Consider the following 10,299-nt stretch of genomic DNA (forward strand, 5'->3'; position numbering starts at 1 on the left):
TCCAGCGCCACCGTCAACATCCCATTCAGCGTAAAATCGTTCTCGTGAGTCGGTTGCATGTCGTTCTCCTCGATTTGTTGGTCGCACTTCAAATTCTAAGGATAGCTTTTGCAACTGGCTCACCTCTTCATAGGATCTACGATTCTTGACGCGCCTTCGAGGACATTCATGTCTGCACGTCCGCCCACCGGCGTCGAGCGCGGAGGACACTAGGATAGCGAACTGTAGGGTGGGTAGAGCGCAGCGAAACCCACCAAGTGCCTCACGTGACAGGGGAGCGCCGACGGGCTTCGCTTCGCCCTGCCCGCCCTACGATTCTTGATTTTTGACGGCCTTGAGCTAGGCCTGTTTCTTTTGCGCGTCCGTGATGGTCCAGAGGTGGATCTTGCGGTCGCGCACCGTGACTGTGCGCTCCGGCGGCCATTCCACCCCCATGTCCCAGATATGGGACACGACCCGCGTGCCGGGCTTCAGCTGGCGCCAGAGGATGGGCCGCAGTTTGCGGTTGACGTGGGGCCACAGGAAGAGCGTGACGACGGTGGCGTCGGAGAAGTCGGCGGTGTAGAGGTCGCCGACCAGGAAAGTGGTGCGCTCCTCCATGCCGGCCTGTTTCGCGTTGGCCTTTGCCTGCTCCACCCGTTGCGGATCGATGTCGATGCCGATGGCGCGCGCTCCGTAATCCCTTGCGGCGGCAATGACGATGCGGCCATCGCCGCTGCCGAGGTCGTACAGCAGGTCGCTCCGGTTGACGCCGCCCAGTACGAGCATGGCATCGACCACGTCCGGCGGTGAAGGATCGTAAGGCACGTCGAGCCGCCACGGCGGCAGGGACTGCCCTTTCGAAGGGATGGGAAACAGGCTGCCGCCAAGCGCGGCCATACCTGCTGACAAGACACGGCGCCGCAGTTGCGACTGCGGCGCCGTGCTCTGCGCGCAATTTTCTTCGGACATGGCTGCCTCGCGGATTGGTTGCCCCTCAATGCAGTAGGCGCGATCCGCGACCAAAAGTTCGCCCCGCTCCGGCAGCCTGCTTTCCCGGCATCACAAGGCAGGAATGAGGACCTTGTCGATCACGTGGATCACACCATTGCTCGCCCGGACATTCGTTGCGACGATCCTTGCCGGGGCGGCGGTTGTATCGGTGATGGTGGGCGGGGTGCCGGCGTTGATGCGCAGCGCCTGTGTCGACAACGTGCTGACCGGCGTACCGAACGGAATCTGCGAGGCCAGCACCTGGGTGCCGAGTACGTGATAACGCAGCACGGTGCCAAGCTGTGCCGGCGTCAGGCCGGACGGCGCCTGTGCGAAGGCGGCATTGGTCGGCGCGAAGACGGTGAACGGCCCGGCGCCGGAAAGCGCCGTCTGCAGATTGGCGCTCGCCACTGCGGAGACCAGCGACGACAGTTCGGGATTGAGCCTTGCCATCTGCACGATGGTCAGCACGCCCGGCGGCACAAGCACCTTGTCGATCGCGTGCACCACGCCATTGCTCGCGGCAAGGTCTGCCGAGGTGACGCGGGCCGAGGTGAGCCCGGCATCGCGCAGGGTCACCCCCGACTGCCCGCTGCTCACCGCCAGCGAGGCCGGCTGCCCATCGAAGGTGTACAGGGTGGATGCGGTGGACTGCGGGGCCGTGCTGAAGTCGGCCGCGCGGCGAGTACCGGACACCACGTGGTAGGACAGGATGCTGCGCAGCGCGGCGGCGGGCAGCGCTTCCACCATCGCGGCCGCACTGTCAAACCCGAGCGCAGTGGCGAGGCGGGTGAACGCTTCGTCGGTGGGCGCGAACACCGTCAGGCTGACATTCGAATCGGCCAGCACCCCCGCGAGGTCGGCCTTGTTTGCGGCGGCGAGCAAGGCATTGAAGCCGCTCGCGCCGGCGAGCTTGTCGATGGTTTGCGGGGCAGTTGCGGCCGGGGCCGGCGCGCCGCTTGCCGTCGGTGCCTCGGCCTCGGCCTGGGCGATGGGTGCGGGATCGTCGCTGCCGCCGCAACCGGCGATCAATACGGCGGAAAGCAAGGCGATGGAAGGCGTGCTGAGTCTCATGTCGGTCTCCTGGGAAGCATCGGTGAATGGCGCCGGACCTTCGCTAAAACCGGCGCCTCGCCAGGAAAGCATAGGACGGCACCTCCGGACGGGCTTGAGCATTCTCAAACCTCGCCGCTTTTTGTCCAGGACAAATCGAACATTTCCAACCGGTATTTCACGTGTGACAGGCGAAAAAAAGTCCGGCAGAAATGCCGGACATGCATGGAATATCGCGCGTTCAGGAGCGCGCAAGTTTTCTGGTCGTAAAGAGCGTATAGAGCGCCGACAAGCCGACAAGGGCGTACACGATGCGCGACAGCGCACTCATTTCGCCGAACAGCATTGCGACAAGATCGATGCCGAACAGGCCAACCAGGCCCCAATTCAGGCCGCCGATGACCAAAAGCGCCATCGCCAGCCAGTCTACCGCGCCGAGGCGCTTCGCTCCGCTTGCCTTCGAACCGGCGCGCCGTTCCGGCAAATGGCGCCGCTCATGCATATGACCATCCATCGTTGTTGCCATGATTCATCTCCTTGAAATCGGCCGGCGGCACCGCACCGCCAGACAGGAACATGGACAGGAACGGCTGTGGATGGTTCGACAAAAATCTGTCTTTTGGTTGGACAAAATGCGAGCTACAATGTCATTCAATCAAGTCAACACGCAAGCGCGCCCATGACCAATCCTGCCCCCGGCTTCCTGAACATCAGTTCCGTCGAACGCGAGACAGGGCTGTCCAAAGACACGCTGCGCGTGTGGGAGCGCCGCTATCAATTTCCCCAGCCCCTGCGCGACGCGGCCGGAGAGCGCTTGTACCCGGCCGAGCAGGTGGAGAAACTGCAGCTGATCAAAAACCTCATGGACCGCGGCCAGCGCCCGGGAAAGCTCGTGCGCGAGGATGCGCAGACACTGCGCAGGCGGGCCGCAGCAGCCTCGACCGAAAGCGAGGCAAGCGCCGGACTGTCCCGTTTCATTGACTTGTGCAAGGCGCACCGCGGCGAGGAACTGCGCCGGGAATTGTCGCAGTCCGTGCTGCGTGTCGGGATGCATCGATTTGTGACGGAGGTGCTGGCGCCGCTCAACACCCTCGTCGGCAGCGAGTGGGCAAGCGGACGGCTGGCGGTATTCGAAGAGCATCTCTATACCGAGTCGGTGCAGAGCGTGATGCGGCGCGCGATCGGGTCCATTCCACAGTCCGGGGCGGAGGATGCGCCTGCCCGTCCCTGCATCGTTCTCACCACGATCCCCGGCGAGCTGCACACGCTCGGGCTCGTGATGGCCGAAGCCCTCTTTGCGCTCGAAGGCGCGCGGTGCGTGCCGCTCGGTGCGCAGATGCCCGTCTCCGAAATCGTGCGTGCCTGCGCGGCGCACGACGCCGACATCCTTGCCCTGTCCTTCTCCGCCTCGGCACGTGCCGCGACAGTCACGCAAGCGCTCGTCGACCTGCGCGCCGGCCTGCCCGCGCAGGTCGAGATCTGGACCGGCGGACGCTGCGCCGCCCTCACCCGCCCTGCCGCTCCCGTATGGCACCTGGAACTTGAACACATCCCCGGCGCGCTCGCGGAATGGCGAAGCCGTTTCCCCGCCTCTTGACCTGAATCAAGCAATTCAAATTTCCCGCTCCGCATACGGCTTCGAACGGCGGCGTCACTGTATTTTCTCGGCAACATAAGCGCATGTTGCAAGCGCAGCGTGCCCCGACGAGGAGAACGCATTGAAGCCGGCCGACACCAGCAATCCGGATTTCTTCCACCGCGCGGTGGACTGCCAGTGGTCCTGTCCGGCGCATACCGCGGTGCCGGAATACCTGCGGCAGGTGGCAGCAGGCCACTACACAGAAGCCTACATGATCAACTGGCGCGCCAACGTCTTCCCCGGTGTGCTGGGACGCGTATGCGACCGGCCCTGCGAAACGGCCTGCCGCCGTTCGCGCATGGAAGGCGGGGACAAGGCTCCGGTCGCCATCTGCCGGCTCAAGCGCACGGCCGCCGACTACAAGGCCGATGTGCGCCTGCGCCTGCCTAGGCCTGCGCCGTACTCCGGCAAGCGCGTTGCCTGCGTCGGCGCGGGCCCGGCATCGCTCACCGTCGCGCGCGACCTCGCGCTGCAGGGCCACAATCTCACCATCTTCGACGGCGAGAAGGCACCCGGCGGTCTCATGCGCAGCCAGATCCCGAAGAGCCGCCTGCCGGACGAAATCCTCGACGAGGAAATCGGGTACATCCTCGACATGGGCATCGCGTTCCGTTCCGGCGAACGCATCGGGAGCCTGAAGGCCCTGCTTGCCGAGGGCTACGATGCCGTGTTCATCGGCTGCGGCGCGCCGTCCGAAGGAGCCGAAGCGCACTTCACCTGGATCGAGCGCGACATCGGCCTGCGCTTCGACGAGCACGGCATGCCGGTCATCGATCGCAGCACCATGCAATCCACCCTGCCGAACGTGTTCTTTGGCGGCGACGCGGCCTTCGGCCCGAAAAACATCATCAGCGCAGTGGCGGATGGCCATGAAGCGGCGGTATCGATCGACCGCTTCCTGAACGGCGAGGACGCGGCCGTGCGCCCGCCGCCTTCTGCCACGCTCGTGAAACAGAACAAGCGCGCGAGCAGCTTCGACAACGTGGTGTCGATCGCGCAGCGCCACAAGGTGCCTGCCCGCGCATTTCGCGTGACGGGCAAACGGATCCGGACCGAAGCCGAACGCGGCCTCACGCCGCAGGCAGCGGCAACCGAAGCGCAGCGCTGCCTCAATTGCGACATGCAGCCCGTTTTCATCGCAAGCCGCTGCATCGAGTGCGATGCCTGCATCGACATCTGCCCGGCGGACGCCCTCACACTCGCCGAAAATGGCGATGAAGATGCGCTGCGCGGACGCATGAAAGCGCCGCCGATGCAGCACGGGCGGCCGCTGCAAGTGTCGGAGGTCTTGAAGACCGGCAGGGTGATGGTGAGGGACGAAGACCGCTGCCTGCACTGCGGCCTGTGCGCGGAACGCTGCCCGGAGAGTGCGTGGGAGATGCAAAAATTCATGTTCGTCGCGGCACAGGCGGGGGCCGGCTGCCGCGACAAATAGATCAATCACAACACACCCGTCACTCCTCGTGCGCCTTGACCTCTCCGCGCTGCACGTGGATATGTTCCTTCAGCTTGCGCGTGGCGGCGTCGAATGCGTCGCGTACGGCGACATAGACGTCTTCGTTGGGATGGATGCGGTTCAGGGCGATTTCCGCACCGGGAACAGTCAGGTCGATCCGCACTTCGTACAGATGGCCCTGGTGCTTGTGCATGCCGCTGGCCTCCACGGTCACATCGCAGCGGTTGATGCGGTCGGAGATCTGCGCCAGCTTTTCCGCACGCTTGCGGATGTCGGCCTCGACGGCTTCGGAGGGAGGAATATTGTGGAACTTGATGTTCAGGGAGTTGACCATGTCTGCTTCTGTAAAAAGATTGATCGGTCCGCTGCCAGCCGGCCTCGGCGCACGGCGCCCGGAATCCAGGGATTCCAATGAGCAACATGCGTAGGGACAGGTTATGCAGCAGGCCGATGCGTTTCCTTGATCACAGTCAACAAAGCATGGATTGCATCAGCCAGACACGGTTGCGCGCCGGATGATGGCCGCGCAGTCGACACCGCGCGGCAGGTTGCCATACACGAGGCCGCTGCTCTGCCCGGCCAGGCGCGACGCGCAGAAGGCGTCGGCGACCGCCGCATTGCCCTGGCGGACCAGCAGCGCGCCTTGCAGGGCGAGCGCCATTTTCTCGACGATGCCGCGCGCGCGGTACTCGATATCGGCGAGGTCTGTGAATTCCCGCCCCAGGTGCGCGACGTACTCGTCCAGGTAACGGTTGGCTCCCGCCGCCTGCCGCAGCTCGGTCATGAACACTTCCAGCGAACCGGGTTCGCGCTGCATCGCGCGCAACATGTCCAGGCACTGCACATTGCCGCTGCCTTCCCAGATCGAGTTCACCGGCGATTCGCGGAACAGGCGGGGCATGATGCTGTCTTCCATCACGCCGCTGCCGCCGATGCATTCCATCGCTTCATAGGCATGCCCCGGCGTGCGCTTGCAGATCCAGTACTTGCCTACGGCGGTACCCATGCGCACCAGCAGCTTTTCGGATTCATTCTGCTCGCCGGCGTCGAGTGCGCGGGCGATGCGCATGGTCATGGCCAGCGCGGCCTCGCTCTCGATGGCGAGGTCCCCCAGCACGTTCTGCATCAGCGGCTGTTCCGACAGCAGCTTGCCGAAGGCGACGCGCTGCGCGCAGTGGTGCAGCGCCTGCATTGCCGCCTGGCGCATGCCCGCGGCCGAACCGATCATGCAGTCGAAACGGGTCATCGACACCATCTTCAGGATGGTCGCCACGCCGCGCCCTTCCCCGCCCACCATCACGGCATAGGCGCCGCGCAGCTCGGTCTCGGAGGACGCGTTGGCGACATTGCCCATCTTGTTCTTCAGGCGCTGGATCTGCAGCGGATTCTTGCTGCCGTCCGGCCGCCAGCGCGGCAGCAGGAAGCAGGACAGGCCGCCCGGCGCCTGGGCCAGCACCAGGAAGGCGTCGCACATCGGCGCCGAAACGAAATACTTGTGCCCGACCAGCTCGTAGGCCTGGCCAGGGCCACCGCTACCGAGGGGAATGGCGCGCGTGGTGTTGGCGCGCACATCGGAACCGCCCTGCTTCTCGGTCATCGCCATGCCGATCGTGACCGCCTCCTTCTGGCCGTCGGGCACATTGCGCCGGTCGTAGTGGCGGGCGAGGATCTTGCCCTCCCATTGCGCGGCGACGTCGGGCTGCAGGCGCAAGGCGGGGATCGCGGCCGAGGTCATGGTGATCGGGCAGCAGTGCGCCGCCTCGACCTGGCTTTGCATGTAGAACTTGGCGGCACGCGCGACATGTGCGCCCGGCCGCGGGTCGGTCCAGTGCGAACTGTGCAGGCCGTGTTCGATCGAAATCTGCATCAGGCGGTGATAGGCCGGATGGAAGCGCACCTCGTCCACGCGCCGCCCGTAGCGGTCGTGCGTGTACAGCACCGGCTTGTTCTCGTTCGCCTGGAAGCCCAGCTCGATCAGTTCGCGCGAGCCGGTGAGCGCACCGAAGGCATGCAGCTCGTCCTGCGCCCACGAGCCGCCTTCCCTGGCCACGGCTTCCGACAGCGCCCTGTCGGCCGCGTACAGGTTGAAGTCTTCCAGCGGACGCGGCTGGTTTTCGACGCTATGGGTCTCCGCGTAGTACAGGTTGGTGCTGGTTTCGGCCATGTCTCTCTCCGTTTTTTCCCAAAGTGTGAATTCATGTTCACGTATTGATGCAAGTTCACCATGCGCCGCCAGGCCTGTCAAGCGCTTGCTTGTCGGCAAACGCCGCACTCGGGTACACTGGCCTGCAGGATTGACGAAGGAACAAGCAATGGTTTACCGGCCGACTGAAAAGACAGAAGCACGCAAGGCGGAGATGCGACAGCGCATCCTCGATGCTTCGCTGCTGCTGGTGTCCGAGGGCGGCTTCGGCGCCGTGACGGTGAATGCAGTGGCGCGCGAGGCGGGCATCGCCACCGGCGCGGTGTACAAGCACTTCGACTCCAAGGCGCAATTGTTCGCCGAGGTGTTCCGGCGCGCCACGGAAAAGGAATTGGAGGTGGTGCGGGAAAATGCGCTGGGCGAAGGTGCACCGGCCACCCGCCTGCTCACCACGATCGAGGCCTTCGCGGCCCGCGCGATCCGCGGACGGCGCCTTGCCTATGCACTGATTGCCGAGCCGGTGGATGCGCTGGTCGATGAGGAGCGCCTGCGCTACCGCCATGCCTATGCGGAAATTTTCCAGAAGCTGGTCGAGGATGGCATCCGCTGCGGCGACTTTCCGGCTCAGGAAGCCTCGGTGTCGGCCGCGGCCCTGGTGGGCGTGATCTCGGAAGCGCTGGTCGGGCCGCTGACCTGGGCGGCCGGCGCCGAACCCGCGATCGAAAAGACAATCCTCATCCGCGCCATCCAGGCCTTTTGCCTGCGCGCCGTCGCCGTTCGCGACGTGGCCGACTGAACAAGCCTTACTCGGCGGCGAACTCCGCGGCCGCCTTGGCCGTCCACAAGGCCTTGTTATAGCTCTCGAAGGCTGCGTCATAGCTGTCCGTCTCGCCGTCACGGCCGACGAAGTGGGTCCACCAGCCGTCCGCTTCCTCCACCAGCACGATATCGCCTTCCTCGCAATGGTCGGCGACGCGTTCGTCCGCTTCCAGCGTGATGATGCGGATTCCGCGATGGTTGATGACCTTTGCCACTGGCAACTCCTTCCGACAGACAAAGCCCTTTGTCCGCGGCAGTGTACAGGAGTTCCCGCGCGTTCCCGCCCTCATCCTCCAATCTGCCGGAACGGGTCGAGCGCCATATCGATGATGCGCCGTTCCCGCACCACCACCTCCGCCGTGGCAGTCATGCCGTAGCGCAACGGGTACTTCGTTTCACCCACGACGTAATGGTCCTTCTCCAGCGCCACCCGGCCTTCGTACACCGGCTGCTTGCTCTGCTGCGACATGCGCGTGGCCGGCGAGATATGGTCAAGCGTGCCCTGGACGACACCGTAGCGCTGGTAAGGAAAGGCATTGAACTTCAGCTTCACCGCCAGCCCCTCCTTCAGGAAGGCGCGGTCGCGCTCGTCGATCTCGATGCGCAGGATGGGCCGGGCATCCTTGGGAGCGATGCCGCCGATGGGCGAGTTGGCCTGCACCTTGTCGCCGGGCTGCGTCGTCGTCACGTCCGTGATCACGCCATCGACCGGCGCCATGATGAGCAGGAAATTGTCCTTGTCGATGTTTTCGAAGCGGATGCGTGCCGCGGCATCGGCCACCAACCGCGCGGTCTGGACTTGCAGGCGCAGCTTTTCTTCCGCATTGGCGATTTCCTTGGTTGCTGCCTCGTACTGGAGCTGCAGTTTCATGAATTCCTGGCCGCTGGTTTCGAGCTGTTGGCGGGCCTGCGTGAATTCCTGGCTTTGCCTTGCCGTCAGTTCGCTCACCCGCGCCTGCGCGACGCGCAGCTGGTTCTCGGCCGCCTGCAGCGCGTTGCGCTTGCTTTCCACCTGCAGTTGCGAGACGCCGCCGCCGCCCGTCATGGAGAACAGGCGCGCATATTTTTCCGCTTCCAGCCGTGCGGCGTCGCGCGCGCGGCGGGCTTCCTCGACATTGGTGCGCGCTTCGGCCAACTGCGCGCGCTGGCTCTCGGCCAGCCTGTTGGTGCCTTCAGCGGCGCGCTTGGAGTGCTGGTGCTCTTCCAGTTCCATCGCCTGCTTCAGCGCGGCGACCTTGCGTTCCATCAGCAGCTTGCGCTCGGGGAATTGCCGCCATTCGCGCTCCGCATCTTCCAGCTTGAGCTGCGCTTCCAGCGCATTCTTGGCCGCCTCGATCGCACCGCGCGCATTCAGCCGGGCCAGCGTGTCGCCCTTGGACACCGGCTGCCCTTCCGCGATGTACACATTCGCCAGCTCGCCGTCGATCGGCGCATAGAAGCGCCTGACCTCGGACTCCGGCTGCAAGGAGCCCTGGGCGGTGACGATCACATCCGCAGTACCAATGAAGGACCACATCAAGGCGGCCACGATCAATGCAAAGACGGTCACCACCAGCGCCTGGGTGAAACGCCATGGTTCCGCGGTGAGGATGGCGATCCCTTCCGCACTGTGGTCTTCCAGCGCCTCGGTCAGCGGGCGCAAGCGTGCTTCACTGCTCATTGCCTGGTCCTCCTAGCAGAGCGAGTTTTTCCTTCAGCAAGGCCGCATCCAGCACCATGCGCAAGTCTTGCACGGCCTTGCGCTGCTGTTCGGCTTCGGCGGCGATCTCGTCGCGCAGCTTGTTCCACTGCGGCGGATACTCGGCCCGAAGCTGGCGCGCGATCAGCAATCCCTGCTGCGCGCTCTGCCGGGCTTCGACCAGCAGTTTGGCCTGGTTCCGGAACTGGTTCGAGATGTTCGATTCCAGGCGCTGCGCGCCTTCGATCGGACCGTTGTCCTGGTACTGCTTCCAGCGGGTGGCGGCCCGGTTCATCAAGTCCTGCGCACGGGCCAGCGCCTTGTCGCGGTTGCGGTTGACGTCCGGTTCCATCGCTCGGATGAAGTACACGTCGTCGTCCGGATCCAGCGCGCCGTAAAACGCCAGCAGGCGTTCGTCATAGTCTCGGCTGCCGCGCGCCTTTTGCAAGGCGCCGTACTGCTCGGCCACCGCCTTGCGCCGCTGGAGCTGCGCGGCGACCGACTTCGCCCAGGGCCCGGCATCCAGTTTTTCCAGGCCG

At 64.8% G+C, this 10,299-nt stretch carries 10 protein-coding genes and 1 pseudogene; 3 read left to right on the forward strand and 8 right to left on the reverse strand.

Going from position 1 to position 10,299, the window contains the following annotated elements; genetic code table 11:
• Positions 1–339: 339 nt before the first annotated feature.
• From VFF99_RS20020 to VFF99_RS20030, 3 genes are all read right to left on the reverse strand, one after another.
• On the reverse strand, positions 340–951 hold the full coding sequence (locus tag VFF99_RS20020; RefSeq protein WP_325020689.1) for a class I SAM-dependent methyltransferase: 612 nt from the start codon (positions 949–951) through the stop codon (positions 340–342).
• Between the two features lie 90 nt (positions 952–1,041).
• Entirely contained in the window at positions 1,042–2,046 is a 1,005-nt protein-coding gene (locus VFF99_RS20025) for a fasciclin domain-containing protein (RefSeq protein ID WP_325020690.1), read from the reverse strand.
• Between the two features lie 220 nt (positions 2,047–2,266).
• Positions 2,267–2,551, reverse strand: a complete 285-nt coding sequence (locus tag VFF99_RS20030) for a DUF378 domain-containing protein (protein ID WP_325020691.1) — start codon at positions 2,549–2,551, stop codon at positions 2,267–2,269.
• Positions 2,552–2,704: 153 nt separating this feature from the next.
• Here VFF99_RS20030 and VFF99_RS20035 point away from each other — a divergent pair, with 153 nt between their 5' ends.
• Both VFF99_RS20035 and VFF99_RS20040 read left to right on the forward strand, forming a co-directional pair.
• Positions 2,705–3,622: a MerR family transcriptional regulator gene (locus tag VFF99_RS20035; RefSeq protein WP_325020692.1), complete on the forward strand. Its 918-nt coding sequence runs from the start codon at positions 2,705–2,707 to the stop codon at positions 3,620–3,622.
• 121 nt (positions 3,623–3,743) lie between these two features.
• Positions 3,744–5,099 (forward strand): 4Fe-4S dicluster domain-containing protein, encoded by a 1,356-nt coding sequence (locus VFF99_RS20040; protein ID WP_325020693.1) that lies wholly within the window; start codon positions 3,744–3,746, stop codon positions 5,097–5,099.
• A 19-nt stretch (positions 5,100–5,118) separates the two neighbouring features.
• On the opposite strand, the gene VFF99_RS20045 is transcribed toward VFF99_RS20040, so the two are convergent.
• Positions 5,119–5,454 carry an HPF/RaiA family ribosome-associated protein gene (locus VFF99_RS20045; RefSeq protein WP_325020694.1) on the reverse strand — a complete coding sequence of 112 codons (336 nt, stop codon included), beginning with the start codon at positions 5,452–5,454 and terminating at the stop codon, positions 5,119–5,121.
• A 156-nt stretch (positions 5,455–5,610) separates the two neighbouring features.
• Positions 5,611–7,284, reverse strand: coding sequence for an acyl-CoA dehydrogenase family protein (locus VFF99_RS20050; protein ID WP_325020695.1), 1,674 nt, complete (start codon positions 7,282–7,284; stop codon positions 5,611–5,613).
• A 193-nt stretch (positions 7,285–7,477) separates the two neighbouring features.
• Here VFF99_RS20050 and VFF99_RS20055 point away from each other — a divergent pair, with 193 nt between their 5' ends.
• Positions 7,478–8,059 (forward strand): TetR/AcrR family transcriptional regulator, encoded by a 582-nt coding sequence (locus VFF99_RS20055; protein ID WP_325020696.1) that lies wholly within the window; start codon positions 7,478–7,480, stop codon positions 8,057–8,059.
• Between the two features lie 7 nt (positions 8,060–8,066).
• On the opposite strand, the gene VFF99_RS20060 is transcribed toward VFF99_RS20055, so the two are convergent.
• The 3 genes and pseudogenes from VFF99_RS20060 to VFF99_RS20070 all read right to left on the reverse strand — a co-directional run.
• Complete coding sequence (locus VFF99_RS20060; protein ID WP_325020697.1) at positions 8,067–8,297, reverse strand: hypothetical protein; 231 nt, start codon at positions 8,295–8,297, stop codon at positions 8,067–8,069.
• Positions 8,298–8,368: 71 nt separating this feature from the next.
• Positions 8,369–9,742, reverse strand: a complete 1,374-nt coding sequence (locus tag VFF99_RS20065) for an HlyD family efflux transporter periplasmic adaptor subunit (RefSeq protein ID WP_325020698.1) — start codon at positions 9,740–9,742, stop codon at positions 8,369–8,371.
• Positions 9,732–10,299: pseudogene (locus VFF99_RS20070) on the reverse strand (FHA domain-containing protein); the annotation flags it as partial. The gene VFF99_RS20065 and the pseudogene VFF99_RS20070, both read right to left, overlap by 11 nt.

It is taken from the genome of Noviherbaspirillum sp. (genome assembly GCF_035654295.1).
Lineage (GTDB): Bacteria > Pseudomonadota > Gammaproteobacteria > Burkholderiales > Burkholderiaceae_D > Noviherbaspirillum.

What these genes read in the sequence shown, in the direction of transcription:
- VFF99_RS20020 (WP_325020689.1), bottom strand. Translation starts at nt 951, where the DNA reads ATGTCCGAAGAAAATTGCGCGCAGAGCACGGCGCCGCAGTCGCAACTG.
- VFF99_RS20025 (WP_325020690.1), bottom strand. Translation starts at nt 2,046, where the DNA reads ATGAGACTCAGCACGCCTTCCATCGCCTTGCTTTCCGCCGTATTGATC.
- VFF99_RS20030 (WP_325020691.1), bottom strand. Translation starts at nt 2,551, where the DNA reads ATGGCAACAACGATGGATGGTCATATGCATGAGCGGCGCCATTTGCCG.
- VFF99_RS20035 (WP_325020692.1), top strand. Translation starts at nt 2,705, where the DNA reads ATGACCAATCCTGCCCCCGGCTTCCTGAACATCAGTTCCGTCGAACGC.
- VFF99_RS20045 (WP_325020694.1), bottom strand. Translation starts at nt 5,454, where the DNA reads ATGGTCAACTCCCTGAACATCAAGTTCCACAATATTCCTCCCTCCGAA.
- VFF99_RS20050 (WP_325020695.1), bottom strand. Translation starts at nt 7,284, where the DNA reads ATGGCCGAAACCAGCACCAACCTGTACTACGCGGAGACCCATAGCGTC.
- VFF99_RS20055 (WP_325020696.1), top strand. Translation starts at nt 7,478, where the DNA reads ATGCGACAGCGCATCCTCGATGCTTCGCTGCTGCTGGTGTCCGAGGGC.
- VFF99_RS20065 (WP_325020698.1), bottom strand. Translation starts at nt 9,742, where the DNA reads ATGAGCAGTGAAGCACGCTTGCGCCCGCTGACCGAGGCGCTGGAAGAC.